Genomic DNA, 15973 nt, shown 5'->3' with positions numbered 1-15973 from the left:
TCGGATGAAGGGAGTCGGCATTGCATCCCCAGCCACCCCGCTGCAACCGCAGCGAGGCGGCTGGAAGGATTCGGCGCGGCGGGCGGCGCTGGTCTCCACCCTGCTGTTGGCTGCGGTCTGGGCCTGGTCACATTTCCAACAACACTCCGCGGCTCTCCATGGATCTCCGCTCAAACCCGTCCCGGCGCCTTCGCTGTCTGGATTCACGGACACCCAGGGCAGGGCGTTCTCCTGGACGCGTGAACGCGGCCGGGCGGTGCTGGTGTTTTTCGGCTACACGCACTGTCCCGATGTCTGCCCGCTCACCCTGGCCGCATTGGCGCAAAGCCTGGAACGACTCGGGCCGCTGCGCAAACAGGTGCGCGTGGTGTTCGTCACCCTCGATCCAGCGCGCGACACGGCACCGGTGCTGCGCGCCTATCTCGATGCCTTCCTGCCGGACACCATCGGCTTGCGAGCTGCTATGCCTGCGGTGCGCGTCTCTGCGCGGCAATGGGGCATTACCTGGCGGCGCGTCGATACGGCGGACGGCGCCTACTGGATCGATCACACCGCGGCGGTCACCCTGGTTGGACCAGACGGGCGATTGGTCGCGCGATATGGCTACGGACAACTCACGGATCCCTCCTGGCTTGCAGACGACTTGCGCACCGTCCTGGAGCGCGGATGACAAGCACGTGGCCGCTCGCGGCATGGGCGGGATGGTTCGTATTGGCCGGCCTGGCGCTGGCGGGTTACAGCCTGGCCGCTTGGCGCGGGCGCTGGCCATGGTGGCGGGTGATGGTCTTTACGGTCGGCTGCGCGCTGACGCTGCTTTGCACCTGGGGATTGAACAACCCGCTGGCCTCGATGACGGGCTACACCATCGCATTGATGACCCTGGGCCAGATCGTGTCGCCGCTGCTCCTGATTGGATTTCCTCCGCAGGTACGCGCGCAATGGCGCGCACCAAGGCAGAGTTGGTGGAGCCTCTGGGTGCTCGACGCCTGGGTCGCAGCGGCCGTGTTCATCATTCTGACCCTGGGAGTGAATCTGCCCGGCGTGTTCAACACCGCGCTCGCCAACGCCTTCTTTTCCGGCCCGATCGGCCTGTTTCTGCTGCTCTCCGGGTTGATGTTCTGGGCGCAGTTGCTGCCGGGTTGCACCAGCATTGCCCATCGCTGGATTGCCGGCATCTACGGCTGGCTGGGCAGTCTGCCGATGATGATCATCGCAGCAGTCTGGGTGTGGAGCGGCCATGTGCTCTACACCCCTTACCTCGACGTGCTGTGCCTGTGGAACCTCAGTCCGCTGGACGACCAACACTACGCCGGGCTGGTGATGTTCATTGCCGGATTGCCGCTGCAACTGCGCGCGGCATGGCTGCTCATCATGCCGGGCGAGGAGGAGCCAAGCTGATGCGCCCCTGTGCTGCAGCCCATCGCCGCCATCGGGCAATTCCCGATCGGCACATGCGGCCGAGCTGTCTATGCTCTCCCCGGTATTCCCCGTGGAGACCCGCACATGCTCGCGATTCCGACCATCAATATTGCCTCAGGCCAGCCGCCGTCCCTTGCGTCTGTACGCAGCGCCTGCCGCAAGATGAAACTTTGCATCGCCGCGTCCTACGCGGTTCTTGCCTATTTCATCGCCCGCAGCCTGATTGCGCTGGGTCAGTCGCACATGCGCAGCACGCCCGCTGCGCTGGGCGTCGGCAGCCTGCTGGCGATCGTCAAAGATCTTGGGATCATCGCGCTGCTCCTGGGCGCCGCCTACGCGTTGTATCGCTCGCTGACGATCTACCAAAGCCTGCGCTTGTGCGACGACAGCAAGATCTGCCGCGTGGTCTACGCCGTCTGCCGGGTCAATCCCGCGGCGGATCGCTATCGCATCGCGGTTTTGCGCAGTGGCAGGGGGTTCCTCACTGCCGAGATCGACGGATTTTTCAGACTCTGCCCGCCCGAACTCTGGACTCAGAGCTGGCCCCAGGATCTCAAGGCCAGAATCCAGTCGCCCGAGCCATTGGCCGTCATGGCAAAGCTCACGGCAGAGTAACGCAGCCCAGAGTAACGCAGCCCTTTCGCTGGCTGCAGCCCGATCCCCGCGCCGCACCCACCCTGCACGCACTGCCCGCAGTCGCGCGGGAGCGGTGTTCCGCGCGCCGTTCATGCCCCCATCTTTGTCACAGGAGTTGCCGCAGCGCAACTCCACACTGTCCCTCATGCACACCCATTCAGGACTACTCATGAAACATCATTCAATTGGTCTGATTTTGATGACTTTTTTTCTCGCCGCCAGCGCGCAAGCGCAAACGCCTGCGGGCAACGCCGCCGCAGGCAAGTATGAATCCTCCATGTGCGAAGGCTGCCATAACGCCGCTCACGGCGGCTTCAAAACCGATTTCCCCGAGGTGTACCGCGCGCCCAAACTCAACGGGCAAAGCGCCGCCTACATCGCGCAGTGCCTGGAGGATTACCGCAGCGGTGCGCGCCGCAACCCGACGATGAAAGCCGTGGCCGACATCCTGACTCCGCAGCAGATCGCCAACCTGTCGGCGTATTACGCCGTTCCCAAAAATCAAAGCGTCAAGTGAGGAGCACACATATGAAACGACTGACTGCATCGCTGGCTGCGGCAGCCACAGCCCTGGCTTTTGCTGGCGCGGCCCATGCCGCCGACCTCAAAAAGGGGGAAGAACTGGTGAACAAAGGCGGCTGTATTGCCTGCCACGGGGCCGGTCTCGACAAGCCCATCGCCCCTAACTATCCCAAGCTGGCCGGGCAATACCAAAGCTATCTGTTCCATGCCCTGCAGCAATACCAAGCCAAGCACCAGACCCCGCTGTATGGCCGCAACAACGCCATCATGAGCGGCATGGTGGCGCAGTACAACACGCAAGACCTGGAAGACATCGCGGCCTATATCGCCAGCCTGAAGGGCGATCTCTACATCCGCGACGAAATGCATTGAAATTCAGTGATCTGCGTGCGGCGGACCCGTTGACCTGAGCCCGCTGCGCACATGCTCTATTTCTTGCCTTTGATGCTATCGAGATAATCGGCGATCACCGGCACCTGATCCTCGGGAATCGGCGCCTTGAACGCATTTTTCATTTTGTTGACCTCGACCAGCCAGGCGGCTTTGGGCAGATCGGGTTGATTCATCACCATGCCCACCGAGTGGCACATCAGGCAATAGGTATTGGCGGCCTTGGCACCAGGACCATCACCCGGAAATACGCGGGTGCTGCTGGGCAGCGCAATGGTCTGGGTCTTGAGGGTGAGTGCATGCGCGGGTGCTGCGGCGCATGCGCCGACAATCAGTGCGGCGCCCAGGGCGCGCAGCGTGGCGCCGGTCGTGCTCTTAATCATGTGTGTTCTCCCTTTCAAACGGCGATCAGCCGGGTGGACTCGACGACGTTGCGCATGAAACCACCGGGGTTCCAGTTGGGCGTCATGGGCTGCTGCAGGCCGTCCGTATTGGTGCAGCGAACCATCACGGTCTGGTCGCCCTTGGCAAACTTGAGATGCGCGTTCCATTGACGGAAGCTGAACTTGCCGTAGTCACGTCCGAGTTCGGTCGCCGTCCAGGTCTTGCCACCGTCGATCGAGACGTCGACCGCCTTGACGCCGGTATCGCCGCCGAAAGCGATACCGCGCACCAGTTCCGGACGACCGGCACCGACTGACGCGCCGTCCTTAAGATTGGTGATGAAGGATCGCGGTACCATTCGGTTGATGGGTACGAACTTCACACCCTGCTCCCCCGGAGTCATATTGGCCTGCGGCCAGTTGTCGGGAATGGTGTAGGCCGGCTTCATCCAGAAATTGGTGTCTTCCTCGTTGAGCACGCGCACGTGCTGCAGCATCTTGGTCCAGTAGGTCGCATACCAGCCCGGCACCACGAGACGGAAGGGGAAGCCGTTGAGCAGCGGCAGCGCCTGGCCGTTCATCTCCCAAGCGATCATCACGTCGCCATCCCGCGCGTGATCCACAGACAGCGACTTTTTCAGATTCGGCGCCGTCGCCACGACCGGACGCTCGGAACCCTCGAACTGCACTTGCACCGCACCGGCCTTGACGCCCGCGGCATCGAGCACGTCCTTGAGCCGCACGCCGACCCAGCGCGCATTGCCCATCGCGCCATTGCTCCATTCGCCACCGGGCACGCGGGGCTGGAAATAGCCGCGGGAATTGCCCGAGCACTGATTGACCGCGGCCAGTTCGACATGCTTGAAATGCTTCATCAGGTCGAACACGGTGAACTCCAGCACCTTGTCCACATGGCCGCTGATCCGCACCTTGTGGGTGTGCGGGTTCATGGTCGTGGGAATGTCCGCCCAATGCCAGCGCACATAGAACTGATTGACCGGCGTGAAGACCCCCTTGTCGAACACTGACCAGGGTGTTTCCAGCAACGGCGGGCGGGTCCGCTGCAGAATCATCTCGCCTTTGCCAGGGAATGCCGTCGTGAGCTGGCGCTCATCGGGGCCGCCCGGAAGCGGCAGTCTGGTCATCTCCGCGGCCAAGCTGGTGCGGGCGAGCGTCAAAGCGCCCAGTCCAGCGGCGGCAGTTTGCAAAAAATGCCGCCGCGCCTGCGTGTCAGGGTTGTAGTCGGTCTGTTTCATGCCATTCCTCCTCGGTGTTATGGACAGACGCGTCGCATTTCGTCGCGTCATGTTGTGATTTATAACCAAGCGAGCAAGGCCTGAAAAATGGATTTAATCAGTTGATCAAAGCAATTTTTTTGATGAACGACGAGCAGAGTTTCGATATATTCTTTCGAACATATTAAATTTCTAACATATTGAATATCCAGGGGAAATTTCACAGACGTGGAGAGTATTTTGCAATATTCGAATGAAATAAAATAGATTTTTATACAGCGTTGCGTTCCAGCGCAAAAAAGTGTCGCACTTTGTCGTTTTTATTACACTTTGTCTTTCATAAAAATAGAACCTGAAGATCGAGACCGCCAGCGTGCGCGCCCCTATCAACAGGCTATGCTTGTCGCAACATGCGCGAGGAGAGCTCCATGACAGACGAACAGAACCCGCCGCCGTCCAGTGGCGGGAAAAACCGGCCCAAGATCAATCCCAAGACGCAGGTGCATCTGGGCTATTGGCTGCTGGCCATTGCCTTGATGTTCATGGTGCAAAGTCTGTGGTCGTCTTACAGCAATGTGCAGACGGTGCCGTACAGCGAGTTCCAGACTTATCTCAAAGACGGCCGGATCAAGGACGTGGTGATCGGCGGCCAGACCATCACCGGCACCCTGAAATCGCCCGATGCCAATGGCAAGAGCCTGGTGGTCGCGGTGCGCGTGGAGCCGCAGCTCGCCAGTGAGTTGCAGAAGTACGGGGTGACGTATTCGCAGCAATACACCGACACCTGGCTGTCCGACATTCTGTCGTGGGTGTTGCCCGCGCTGATCTTCGTCGGGCTATGGTTTTTTCTGGTGCGCAAGTTTGCCGACAAGGCCGGGGGCATGGGCATGGGCGGCTTCATGTCCATCGGCAAGAGCCGGGCGAAGGTCTACATGGAAAACCGCACCGGGGTGACTTTTGCCGACGTCGCCGGGGTGGACGAAGCCAAGGCCGAGCTGGAAGAAGTGGTCGATTTTCTGAAGAACCCCGGCGAGCACAGCCGCCTCGGCGCCCGCGCGCCTAAGGGCGTGCTACTGGTGGGGCCGCCCGGCGTGGGCAAGACGCTGCTGGCGCGCGCCGTGGCCGGGGAAGCGGGGGTGCCGTTTTTCTCCATCAGCGGCTCGGAGTTTGTGGAAATGTTCGTCGGCGTGGGCGCGGCCCGGGTGCGCGACCTATTCGAGCAGGCACGGGAAAAATCGCCCGCCATCATTTTCATCGACGAGCTCGACGCGCTGGGCCGCGCCCGCAGCGCCGCGCCGTTTGGCGGCGGACACGATGAAAAAGAGCAGACGCTCAATCAGTTGCTGGTCGAACTCGACGGCTTCGACTCCACTTCGTCCATTGTGATTCTCGCAGCCACCAACCGGCCGGAAATTCTCGATCCCGCCCTGCTGCGCGCCGGGCGATTTGACCGACAGGTGCTGGTGGAGCGACCCGACAAGGTAGGGCGGGTGCAGATTCTCAAGGTGCATGCGGTCAAGATCCGGCTCGATCCGAGTGTGGATCTGGAGCAGGTGGCAGCGCTCACGCCCGGGTTCTCCGGCGCCGATCTGGCCAATCTGGTGAACGAGGCGGCCTTGCTGGCCACGCGGGAAAACGCGCGCACCGTCACCTTGTCGCACTTCACCCGCGCGGTCGAGCGCATCGTCGCCGGGCTGGAAAAGCGAAACCGACTGCTCAACCCGAAAGAGCGCGACATCGTGGCGCATCACGAAATGGGGCATACGCTGGTGGCCATGTCGTTGCCGGGCAGCGATGCGGTGCACAAGGTGTCCATCATTCCGCGCGGCATCGGTTCGCTGGGTTACACCATTCAGCGCCCCACCGAAGACCGCTATCTGATGACCCGGGAAGAGTTGAAAAACAAGATGACCGTGCTCATGGGCGGGCGGGCTGCCGAGCATCTGGTGTACGGCCATTGGTCAACCGGCGCGGCGGACGATCTGGCGAAAGTCACCGACATCGCCCGCAGCATGGTGACGCGCTACGGCATGGCCGAAAAGCTCGGCGGCGTCAGTCTGGAAGAAACTCAGCAACCCGTGCCGGGCATGCCGGGCCTGCCGCCGCAGCATGAATACAGCGAACAGACCGCGCGGGAGATTGATTGCGCTGTGCGCGATCTGGTGAATGACGCCTTCAACCGTGCGCAAGACATTCTGCAACGCGAACGCGCCGTGCTGGAGGAGGGCGCGCGGCAACTGCTGGCGAAGGAAACCCTGAGCGAAGCCGATCTCAAGGCGCTGTTCGCACCGCTGGCCGCTGCGCAGACCCAGGCTTAGGGCGTTGAAGCCCCGGCTTGCTTAGGCGTGGCTGGAATGCAGCACTTTGGGCGGCGTGGCCGGGCGGTCGTAGCGCTCGATACCCAGCCCGGCGATGCTGATCTCCGGCTTGCGGTTGAGCACCAGATCACTCACGACCCGCCCTGAGCCGCAGGCCATGGTCCACCCCAGGGTGCCGTGGCCGGTATTGAGGTAGAGGTTGGGATAGCGCGTGGCGCCGACGATGGGCGTGCTGTCGGGCGTCATCGGGCGCAGGCCAGTCCAGAAGGTGGCAGCGGCGAGGTCGCCGCCGGGGAACAGGTCGCGGGTGACCATTTCCAGCGTTTCGCGCCGACGCGGGTTGAGCCGCAGATCGAATCCGCCCAGCTCCGCCATGCCGCCCACGCGGATGCGATGATCGAAGCGGGTGAGGGCGATTTTGTAGGTTTCGTCCAGCACGGTGGAACGCGGTGCGAGCGATTCGTCGGTCAGCGGCACGGTGAGCGAGTAACCCTTGACCGGATAGACCGGCAGATCGAGGCCCAGCGGCGCCAGAAAGTCACGGGTGTAACTGCCCAGCGCCAGCACATAGCGATCCGCGGTGAGGACGGCGTCTCCCACCTGCACGCCGGTGATGCGCTGACCATCGCTCGACAGTCCGCGGATCGTCTGGCCGAACTCGAATTTCACGCCCAATTCGCGTGCCATCTCGCCCAGGCGGGTGGTGAACATCTGGCAATCGCCGGTTTCGTCGTGCGGCAGGCGCAGGCCGCCGACAAGCCGGTCGCGGGCGTGCGCCAGACCGGGCTCGACCTGGGTGAGCTGGTCGCGGTCGAGCAGTTCGTAGGGCACGCCGCATTCTTCGAGCACGGTCACGTCGCGCTGCACCGCATCGAGTTGCGCCTGGCTGCGAAACACCTGCAGCGTGCCGCCGGTGCGCTGCTCGTAGGCGATGCCGGTTTCGGTGCGCAGCGCTTGCAGGCTGGCGCGGCTGTACTCGGCCAGACGCATCATGCGCTCTTTATTCACCGCATAGCGTTCAGCGCTGCAGTTGCGCAACATTTGCGCCATCCAGCGCAATTGCCACAGCGCGCCGTCTGGGCGAATCGCCAGCGGCGCATGGCGCTGAAACATCCACTTCACCGCCTTGAGCGGAATACCGGGCGCTGCCCAGGGCGTGGAGTAGCCCGGCGATACCTGGCCGGCATTGGCGAAGCTGGTTTCCATTGCGCAGGCGTTTTGGCGGTCGATCACCGTCACCTCCGCGCCGGCCTTGGCGAGGTAGTACGCCGTGGTGGTTCCGATCACGCCGGCGCCGAGAACAATGACTTTCATGGCAAACACCTGTTTAATAACTAGATGGGCGAAATTTAGTCGGTCACCTGCAAAAAAATTCCTTGTTTTTAGGGCACTTCACAGTGAAAATCACTGAAACCGCTTCCTCTTTTGATGCGCCAGCCGCCATGTACGAACTCGATCGCATCGACCGCCGCATTCTGGATCTCCTGCAGCGCAACGGCCGCATCGCCATGACCGATCTGGCCAGCGAAGTCGGGCTGTCGGCCTCGCCGTGTACCGAGCGGGTCAAGCGCATGGAGCGTGCTGGGGTGATCACCGGCTACAACGCTCGCATCAACCCGGAGGCGCTGGGCAAGACCCTGCTGGTTTTTGTGGAAATCAAGCTGGCGTCGAAGTCGGGCGATGTGTTCGACCGCGTGCGCCAGGAGTTGCTGCACATGCCCGACGTGCTGGAATGTCACCTCGTTTCGGGCAGCTTCGACTATCTGGTGAAGTTCCGCCTGCGCGGCATGAAGGAATACCGCCATTTGCTGGGAGACATTCTCAAACGGCTGCCGGTCTCGGCCGAATCGCACAGCTATGTGGTGATGGAAGAGATCAAGGAAAGTCTGTATTTGCCGACTGACCGATAGCGCGCCCGCCGGAGTGACGCATCGAGATCGTGGTGGTGGCAAGACAGATCGCGCAGCCATCAGCGTCATAAGCCCCGGCCTGCAAGACGCGCGCATCCGCCGCAAAATGCATTCATGCACGCTCTGAAAAACATCGCTTTATCTCTGCTCGATCTGGTCGCCGTGCGCGAAAACGGCACGGTAGCCGAGGCGCTGCAGATCGCCCTGCGCACCGCGCAACATGCCGAAGCACTGGGCTTCAAACGGTACTGGTTAGCCGAACATCACAATCTGGCTGGCGTGGCCAGTTCGGCCACGGCGGTGCTGGTGGGCTATGTGGCCGGCGGCACGCAACGCATCCGCGTGGGGTCGGGGGGCGTCATGCTGCCCAATCACGCGCCGCTGGTCGTGGCCGAAGCCTTTGGCACCCTCGCCGAGCTGTATCCGGGGCGCATCGACCTGGGTCTTGGACGCGCGCCGGGCACCGATCCGCTGACCATGCGCGCTCTGCGCCGCGACCGCATCGAGCGCGAAGAAGACTTTCCGCGCGATGTGGCCGAGCTGCAGCATCTGCTCGCTCCGGCCGAGCCCGGTCAGCGCCTGGTCGCCATGCCCGGTGCGGGAACGCAGGTGCCCATCTGGCTGCTGGGCTCCAGCCTGTTTTCTGCGCGGCTAGCGGCGCAGCGGGGGCTGCCTTATGCCTTCGCCTCGCACTTCGCGCCGCGCTTGCTGCATCAGGCGCTGGAGTTGTATCGGCAAGAGTTCCGGCCTTCGCCCGCGCTGGCGCAGCCCTACGTCATCATCGGCGTGCCCCTGATCGCCGCGCCAACCGACGAAGAGGCGCAATTTCTCGCCAGCAGCACCTATCAGCGCGTGCTGGGCATTCTCACCGGGCAGCGTGGCCGACTGCCGCCGCCGGTGGCGCACTATCTGGAACAGCTTCACCCGCAGGAGCGTGCCGCGATTCAAGACTTTCTCGCTGCCGCCGTCATCGGCAGCCCCGAGACGGTACGGCAGGGCTTTGCCGCGCTGGCCGAATCCACGCAGGCGGACGAATTCATGCTGGTCTGCGATGTGTTTGATGCACCGCTGCGGCTGCGCGCGCTCGACATCGCCGCGCAAGCGATGACATGAGCGCCAAGGCACGTTCCACACCCGCCACGTCGGCAGCCGCCGCATCGCAGCGTCTCGACAAATGGCTTTGGGCGGCGCGCTGGTGCAAGACGCGCGCGCTCGCGGCTTCGCAATGTGAACTAGGCCGCGTGTGGGTGAACGGCGCTCCGGCGAAACCGGCCAAAGAGGTGCGCATCGGCGATGTGCTGGTGATTCAGCAGGAGCGAGAGCGCCGGGAAGTGGAGGTGCTGCAGGTCGGCCTGCAGCGGCAGTCCGCACCGCTGGCGCAAGCCTTGTACCGCGAGACCGACACCAGCCGCTTGCAGCGCGAAAGGCAGGCCGAGTTGCGGCGCTTGAGCCCGGAGCCGGAAGCGGTGCGTCAGGGGCGGCCGAGCAAACTCGACCGGCGAGAGTTGCAGCGTATGCTCGACAGTCATCTCGATTGAGCCCCCAGCCCATGCCGGACACCGCACGTCTCTACCCCCGTCATCCCCGAAATTACAAGCCGCTGAGTGGCGTACGCATCGTCACTCTGGCGCTCAACCTGCCGGGCCCGGCCGCCGCTGCCCGCCTGCGCGCGCTGGGCGCCAAGGTGCTGAAAATCGAGCCGCCCGGCGGCGATCCGATGGCGCAGATGTCGCCCGCGCTCTACCGCGCCATGCACATGGCAGTGCCGGTGCGCAAGCTCGATCTGAAAACCGCCGAAGGCCAGACGGCGCTGCACGAACAGCTGCAACAAAGCGATCTGCTGCTCACAGCGTTCCGCCCCGCAGCGCTCAAGCGGCTGGGGCTGGACCGGCGCAGTCTGGCCGCGCGCCATCCCCACCTCAGCGCCGTGTTCGTCGTCGGTTATCCGGGGGCGCAGGGGCAGCTGCCGGGGCATGATCTCACCTTCCAGGCCGAGGCAGGGCTGATCGATGCCGCGAAGCCGCCCGCCACGCTGCTGGCCGACATGACGGGTGCGCTGCTGGTGAGCGAGGCCGCCCTGGGCGCGCTGCTGCACCAACGCGCGCAGGGCAGGGGCGCGATGCTGGACATTGCGCTGTCCGACGCGGCCGGTTTTGTCGCCGTGCCCCGCGCGCTGGGCATGACCGCGCCGGGGCAACTGCTCGGCGGCGCCTTGCCCGAATATGGCGTCTATGCCTGTGCCGACGGGCTGGTGGCGATTGCGGCGTTGAAGCCCCACTTCAAACAGGCGCTGGCGCTGGCGGCGCAAGGGGCGACGCACCGCGCCATCGCCCGCTGGTGCAAATCGCACACCGCCGCGCAGCTCACCGCGCTGGCGCAGCAACACGATGTGCCGCTGTGGGCATGGACGACCTGAAGCCCCAAGGCCCGCCCGAGGCCGACCTCACGCCGCGCATGCGCGAACTGCTGCAGCGCATTGCTCGTGCGGGGCAGCCTGCGTTTGAGCAACTCACCCCGGCAGCCGCCCGCGCGGTCTATGCGCGCATGGCCGAAGTGCTCGACTTTCCCCCGGCCGACCTGCCGCTGTGCGACACGCTCGATTGCCCGAGCCGCGATGGCGAGCGCCTCACGCTGCGCCGCTACGCCCCCCGGCTGGCTGACTGGCAGGCGCCGCAACCCGCCTTGCTCTACTTGCATGGCGGCGGCTTTGTCATCGGCAGCGCGGCCACGCACGATGCGCTGTGCCGCCAACTCGCCCTTCGCTCAGGCTGGATGGTGCTGTCGCTCGATTACCGGCTCGCCCCGGAACACCGCTTTCCCACCGCATTCAACGACAGCTGGGATGCGCTGCAATGGCTGCACGCCCACGGCGAGATGCTCGGCGTGGACACGCACTGCCTCGCCGTCGGCGGAGACAGCGCCGGGGGCACGCTGGCTGCGGCCTGCGCCCTGGCGGCACGCGACGCCGCGCTGCCGCTGGCCTTGCAACTGCTGTTCTATCCCGGCATGGGTTGCGGGCATGAAACACTGTCGCAACAGCGCTATGGGCACGGTTTTTTGCTCGACCAAGAACAGATCGACTGGTTTTTCGGCCACTACCTGCGCGACCCGAGTGATGGCGTCGACTGGCGTTTCGCCCCGCAACTGGCGGCTCAGCATCAGGGCGTAGCTGCGGCGTGGATCGCAGTTGCCGGCTGCGATCCACTACGCGATGAGGGCCTGGCCTACGGCGCGTTGTTGCGCCGCGCCGGGGTGAAGGTCGAGCTGACGCAATGGCCGGGTGTCACTCACAATTTCATCAAAATGAGCCGGGCCTTGCCCGAGGCGGTGCAGGCGGTGGAAGCCGCCGCGCTCGCGCTACGGAAGGCGCAGGATCAATCTGGCGCGGTGAGCGCGTAGGGCAGGGCGCCCAGCTTCAGTTCGGGGCCTTCGGCGCTGCCCAGATGCAGGCCCGGCTGTTCGGCGAGGGCGATTTTCAGCTCGGCCAGCGCCCACCACACGCCAGCGGCATCGGCCGCAGCATTCACCACCACGCCACAGGGCTGACCGGGATCGGCCGCGTGCACCAATTCCTGCCCCGGCTGCATGGCGGCCGGGCCGCTCACCACGTACATGCGCCGCTTGAGGGTGCCGCGGTACTGGCTGCGCGCCACCACTTCCTGCCCCGGATAGCAGCCCTTTTTGAAATTCACCCCGCCGATCAATTCAAAGTTGAGCATTTGCGGCACAAATAACTGCTGCGTCGCGGCGGTGAGGTGCGGCAGCCCCGCGCGAATGTCCTGCAGCGCCCACTCAGACGGCGACAGCGCGGGCAATACGGCAAGCTCTGCCCGCAGTGCAGCCTGCGCAGCTTGATCCCGCTCGGTCAGCAGCACGCAGCGCACCGCTGAGCCCGCTTGCGGCAGGCGCAGCAAAAGCGCGCCGCTTTCCAGCCGCCGCACGCCCCAGGGTTGGGCGGGGGGAGCGAGCAAGGCCGGGTAGTCGTCGGCGGTATCGCCCAACAGTCCGTATCGTGCCCACTGCGCGCTGGCGTCGTCGAGGGTGCATTTCAGGCGCAGCACAAACATGCGCAGGCGTTGCAGTGCGGCGGCGGCAATCGAGGCGTCGAGCAGCAAACCGATCTGCTCGGGCGCCAGGCGCACCGCGATGAAGTCGGCCAGCATCCGCCCCTGCGGGTTGAGCAGCGCGGCCAGTCGCGCCTGCTCGTCCGGCCAATGCTGAAAATCCTGGCTGAGCTGGGCATGAAGCAAATCGGCGCCCTGCGGCCCCGAGACACGCAAGAGAGAGAGTTGATCGAGAGGACAGGAGAGCAGAGGCATGAGCGGCTGATGGTTAAGCCCCCTGGAATGGGGGTTCGGCTAGGCTAGTATAGGAAGCTTACCCGCCACCGGCGCGAGGCGGTCCGCGCCCCGGCGGCAACTTCCCTCCACTTGCAACGTGCGTTTTCTGCGAAAACTCCTTCTTCTCGGTTTAATCGCTCTGGCCTTGGCGGCCGGGGCGTTTGTCTGGTGGGCCAACCAGCCCATCGCCCTGCGCGAGAGCCCGCTCGACTTTTCGGTGCGCCCCGGGAGTTCCGCCCTGTCGGCGGCGCAACAGATCAGGGCGCAGGGTGCCGATCTGCAGCCGCGTCTGTTTTATTGGCTGGCCCGTCTGAGCGGACGCGGTACGGAACTCAAGGCCGGCAGCTACGAAATCAGCACCGGCATGACGCCGTGGGTGTTGCTCGAACGCATGGCGCGCGGCGATCAGACGCTGCTCTCGGTCACCATTCCCGAGGGCTGGACTTTTGAGCAGATGCTGCAGTCGCTGGCGAAGGCGCCCGGTCTGCAGCATGACCTGGGCGACCTCACCCCTGAGCAGATCATGCAGCGCATCGGCGCTCCGGCGCAGACGCCGCCCGAGGGTGAGTTTTTCCCCGATACCTATCTGTATGCGCGAGGCTCGTCAGAGCTGGACGTGTTGCGCCGCGCCTATCAGGCGATGCAAAAACGCCTGGCCGCCGCGTGGGCGCAGCGCGCGCCCGATCTGCCGCTGAAAACGCCGCAGCAGGCGCTCATTCTGGCTTCGATCATCGAGAAAGAAACCGGCAAGCCGTCTGATCGAGAAAAAATCGCCGCGGTGTTCATCAACCGTCTGCGCGCGGGCATGCCGTTGCAGAGCGATCCCACTGTGATCTACGGCATGGGCGCGAGCTACAACGGCAATATCACCAAACGTGACCTGCAAACGCTCACGCCCTACAACACCTACATCATCAACGGCCTGCCGCCCACGCCCATCGCGCTTCCGGGCGAGGCTTCGCTGCAGGCGGCATTGCATCCCGCGCCGATCAAGGCGCTGTATTTCGTGGCTCGTGGCAACGGCGCCAGCCAGTTTTCCGACACGCTTGCGCAGCACAATGCGGCTGTGGCGCGTTACATTCTCAAGACTCCATGAGCGCACTCAATCCCTACCGTCCTGGCCTGTTTGTCTCTCTCGAGGGCATCGACGGCGCCGGCAAATCGACCCAGTTGCAGACCGTGGTCGATGTGCTGCGCGCAGCCAACCGCCAGGTCATGCTCACCCGCGAACCGGGCGGCACCGAAATCGGCGAAAAAATCCGCGAACTGCTGCTGCACCAGACCATGCGCCCGGCAACCGAAGCCCTGCTGATGTTCGCGGCAAGGCAGGAGCATGTGCTGCGAGTCATCGAGCCGGCCTTGCTGGGCGGCACCGACGTGGTCTGCGACCGCTTCACCGCGGCGACGCTCGCCTATCAGGGCGGCGGCAAGGGCATTCCCACCGAGCGGCTCGAAGCCCTGGCCCGCTGGGTGCATCCGGGGCTGTGCCCGGACTGCATCATCCTGATCGATGTGCCGCCCGAGGTGGCCGCGCTGCGTCTGGCGCAGACGCGGCAGCGCGACCGTTTCGAGCAGGAAAGCGTTGATTTTTTTGCCCGGGTGCGCGCCAACTACCTGCAACAGGCCGCCAGCGCGCCTGAAAAATGGCGTGTGATCGATGGCACGCAAACCCCGGAAGCGGTACAAAAAACCATCACAGATTACTTGAACAAAGTTTTACAAGAGTTTGATTCAAAATGAATTCTGCCTGGCTGATTCACGCACCGCAGGGTTATGGCAAATGGCCTCTGCTGCAGCGCACGGCCAACGCGCTGCTGTGCGAATCGCCCCAGTCGCTCGCGGCTTCTCAAGGAAACGCCGGGCCGCCCCAAGTTTCCTTAACCCCCACGGGGGGCGGGTCGGCGAGCCGACCCTGGGGGCTCTCAGAGCCTGAGGCGGCTCGGCTCCCCGCTGCCCTGTCAACCTACAAGGCCTGCGGGCACTGCGCCAGTTGCGCACTACTGGCGGCGGGCACGCACCCCGATTTACTGATCGCAGCGCCCGAGGCGATGTGGCCCGAACTCGGCCTGAACCCGTCTGAAGAGGCCGCGCCGCGCTCCGAAACCAAGACGACGAGCCTGGAGATCCGCATCGAGCAGATCCGCCGCCTCAACGATTGGTCGGTGAGCACCAGCCACCGCGGCCGCGCCAAGGTGGCGCTGATCTATCCAGTCGATGCGCTCAATGCAGCCGCGGCCAACGCGCTGCTCAAGACCCTCGAAGAGCCGCCGGAAGACGTGCAGTTTCTGCTCGGCGCCCACCGGCTCGACGCCTTGCTGCCCACGATTCGCAGCCGCTGTCGCCTGGCGGCACTGCCGCGCCCGGGGGCCGCCGAGGCGCAGCAACAACTCGGCGGGAAGACGGAGGCGGCGGGGGCGCAGCAGGCCGTGCTGGCCTGGAGCCAGGGTGCGGTCTATCAGGCCAACCCGGCGCTGGGGCTGGAATGGGCCGAAAGCCTGTTGGACGCCTTGTCGCGCCAAGCCGCCCGTCCGCAGTCGTCCACCCTGCCTCCGCCGCCCGATCAGGCGGCTGGCGTCGCAAGCCTGCTGAAAATCGGCAGCGATCTGCAGCGCGTGCAGGTTGGCGCACCCCCGCTTTATCTGCCGCAAAAATTGCCAGCTCTGACCGCACTCGCCCAGCGCATCGCACCGCTGAAACTGGCTGATGCCCTGGACGGCTGGCGCCAGAAACAACGGCTGGCCGGTTTTCCCTTGAACCAGGCACTCGCCAGCGACGCACTGCTCCTAGAATTTGCCCAGATTTTCTCCCGAGGAGATTGAT

General features: G+C 64.3%; 18 protein-coding genes. 14 read left to right on the top strand and 4 right to left on the bottom strand.

The window, feature by feature from the left end; translation table 11 throughout:
* Positions 1–4 precede the first annotated feature (4 nt).
* The 5 genes from BIO17B3_RS00610 (at position 5) to BIO17B3_RS00590 (ending at position 2949) form a co-directional block, all read left to right on the top strand.
* The gene (locus BIO17B3_RS00610) at positions 5–670 is read left to right on the top strand and encodes an SCO family protein (protein ID WP_232054136.1); all 666 of its coding nucleotides are present in this window, start codon (positions 5–7) and stop codon (positions 668–670) included.
* Entirely contained in the window at positions 667–1398 is a 732-nt protein-coding gene (locus tag BIO17B3_RS00605) for a cytochrome c oxidase assembly protein (RefSeq protein ID WP_156052588.1), read from the top strand. The genes BIO17B3_RS00610 and BIO17B3_RS00605 overlap by 4 nt, the downstream gene beginning before the upstream one ends.
* Before the next feature lie 9 nt (positions 1399–1407).
* Positions 1408–2034: a hypothetical protein gene (locus tag BIO17B3_RS00600; RefSeq protein ID WP_232054135.1), complete on the top strand. Its 627-nt coding sequence runs from the start codon at positions 1408–1410 to the stop codon at positions 2032–2034.
* Between the two features lie 190 nt (positions 2035–2224).
* A complete protein-coding gene (locus BIO17B3_RS00595) occupies positions 2225–2572 on the top strand; it encodes a cytochrome c (RefSeq protein WP_013105848.1) in 348 nt (115 codons plus the stop codon).
* Positions 2573–2583: 11 nt separating this feature from the next.
* Positions 2584–2949 carry a c-type cytochrome gene (locus tag BIO17B3_RS00590; RefSeq protein ID WP_156052587.1) on the top strand — a complete coding sequence of 122 codons (366 nt, stop codon included), beginning with the start codon at positions 2584–2586 and terminating at the stop codon, positions 2947–2949.
* 56 nt (positions 2950–3005) lie between these two features.
* On the opposite strand, the gene BIO17B3_RS00585 is transcribed toward BIO17B3_RS00590, so the two are convergent.
* Together BIO17B3_RS00585 and BIO17B3_RS00580 are read right to left on the bottom strand one after the other, a co-directional pair.
* Positions 3006–3350 carry a cytochrome c gene (locus BIO17B3_RS00585; RefSeq protein ID WP_156052586.1) on the bottom strand — a complete coding sequence of 115 codons (345 nt, stop codon included), beginning with the start codon at positions 3348–3350 and terminating at the stop codon, positions 3006–3008.
* A gap of 14 nt (positions 3351–3364) precedes the next feature.
* Complete coding sequence (locus BIO17B3_RS00580; protein WP_156052585.1) at positions 3365–4606, bottom strand: molybdopterin-dependent oxidoreductase; 1242 nt, start codon at positions 4604–4606, stop codon at positions 3365–3367.
* Positions 4607–5013: 407 nt separating this feature from the next.
* Between BIO17B3_RS00580 and ftsH the strand changes: the two genes are divergently transcribed.
* Positions 5014–6903, top strand: coding sequence for an ATP-dependent zinc metalloprotease FtsH (gene ftsH / locus BIO17B3_RS00575; protein WP_156052584.1), 1890 nt, complete (start codon positions 5014–5016; stop codon positions 6901–6903).
* A gap of 21 nt (positions 6904–6924) precedes the next feature.
* On the opposite strand, the gene BIO17B3_RS00570 is transcribed toward ftsH, so the two are convergent.
* On the bottom strand, positions 6925–8226 hold the full coding sequence (locus BIO17B3_RS00570; protein WP_370512630.1) for a D-amino acid dehydrogenase: 1302 nt from the start codon (positions 8224–8226) through the stop codon (positions 6925–6927).
* A 119-nt stretch (positions 8227–8345) separates the two neighbouring features.
* On the opposite strand from BIO17B3_RS00570, the gene BIO17B3_RS00565 reads away from it, so the two are divergent.
* The 5 genes from BIO17B3_RS00565 (at position 8346) to BIO17B3_RS00545 (ending at position 12212) form a co-directional block, all read left to right on the top strand.
* The gene (locus BIO17B3_RS00565) at positions 8346–8813 is read left to right on the top strand and encodes a winged helix-turn-helix transcriptional regulator (RefSeq protein WP_156052582.1); all 468 of its coding nucleotides are present in this window, start codon (positions 8346–8348) and stop codon (positions 8811–8813) included.
* Between the two features lie 114 nt (positions 8814–8927).
* Positions 8928–9926 carry an LLM class flavin-dependent oxidoreductase gene (locus BIO17B3_RS00560; protein ID WP_156052581.1) on the top strand — a complete coding sequence of 333 codons (999 nt, stop codon included), beginning with the start codon at positions 8928–8930 and terminating at the stop codon, positions 9924–9926.
* Positions 9923–10351, top strand: a complete 429-nt coding sequence (locus tag BIO17B3_RS00555) for an RNA-binding S4 domain-containing protein (protein ID WP_156052580.1) — start codon at positions 9923–9925, stop codon at positions 10349–10351. Before BIO17B3_RS00560 ends, BIO17B3_RS00555 begins: the two co-directional genes overlap by 4 nt.
* An 11-nt stretch (positions 10352–10362) precedes the next feature.
* Positions 10363–11229: a CoA transferase gene (locus BIO17B3_RS00550; protein ID WP_156052579.1), complete on the top strand. Its 867-nt coding sequence runs from the start codon at positions 10363–10365 to the stop codon at positions 11227–11229.
* Positions 11217–12212: an alpha/beta hydrolase gene (locus BIO17B3_RS00545; protein WP_156052578.1), complete on the top strand. Its 996-nt coding sequence runs from the start codon at positions 11217–11219 to the stop codon at positions 12210–12212. Before BIO17B3_RS00550 ends, BIO17B3_RS00545 begins: the two co-directional genes overlap by 13 nt.
* Here the strand turns inward: BIO17B3_RS00545 and BIO17B3_RS00540 are convergent.
* On the bottom strand, positions 12188–13132 hold the full coding sequence (locus tag BIO17B3_RS00540) for a folate-binding protein YgfZ (RefSeq protein ID WP_156052577.1): 945 nt from the start codon (positions 13130–13132) through the stop codon (positions 12188–12190). The genes BIO17B3_RS00545 and BIO17B3_RS00540 overlap by 25 nt on opposite strands.
* 118 nt (positions 13133–13250) lie before the next feature.
* On the opposite strand from BIO17B3_RS00540, the gene mltG reads away from it, so the two are divergent.
* The 3 genes from mltG to BIO17B3_RS00525 are packed head-to-tail and all read left to right on the top strand — an operon-like array spanning position 13251 to position 15972.
* The gene (gene mltG, locus BIO17B3_RS00535; RefSeq protein ID WP_156052576.1) at positions 13251–14249 is read left to right on the top strand and encodes an endolytic transglycosylase MltG; all 999 of its coding nucleotides are present in this window, start codon (positions 13251–13253) and stop codon (positions 14247–14249) included.
* Complete coding sequence (tmk, locus tag BIO17B3_RS00530) at positions 14246–14893, top strand: dTMP kinase (protein WP_156052575.1); 648 nt, start codon at positions 14246–14248, stop codon at positions 14891–14893. The genes mltG and tmk overlap by 4 nt, the downstream gene beginning before the upstream one ends.
* Positions 14890–15972 carry a DNA polymerase III subunit delta' gene (locus BIO17B3_RS00525; protein WP_156052574.1) on the top strand — a complete coding sequence of 361 codons (1083 nt, stop codon included), beginning with the start codon at positions 14890–14892 and terminating at the stop codon, positions 15970–15972. Before tmk ends, BIO17B3_RS00525 begins: the two co-directional genes overlap by 4 nt.
* Position 15973 lies beyond the last annotated feature (1 nt).

The sequence above is a fragment of the Thiomonas sp. OC7 genome, assembly GCF_900634595.1.
GTDB classification, from domain to species: Bacteria; Pseudomonadota; Gammaproteobacteria; order Burkholderiales; family Burkholderiaceae_C; genus Thiomonas; species Thiomonas arsenitoxydans.
The sequence above is the reverse complement of the archived record's forward strand: the minus strand, read 5'-3'. Positions and strand labels throughout refer to the sequence as shown.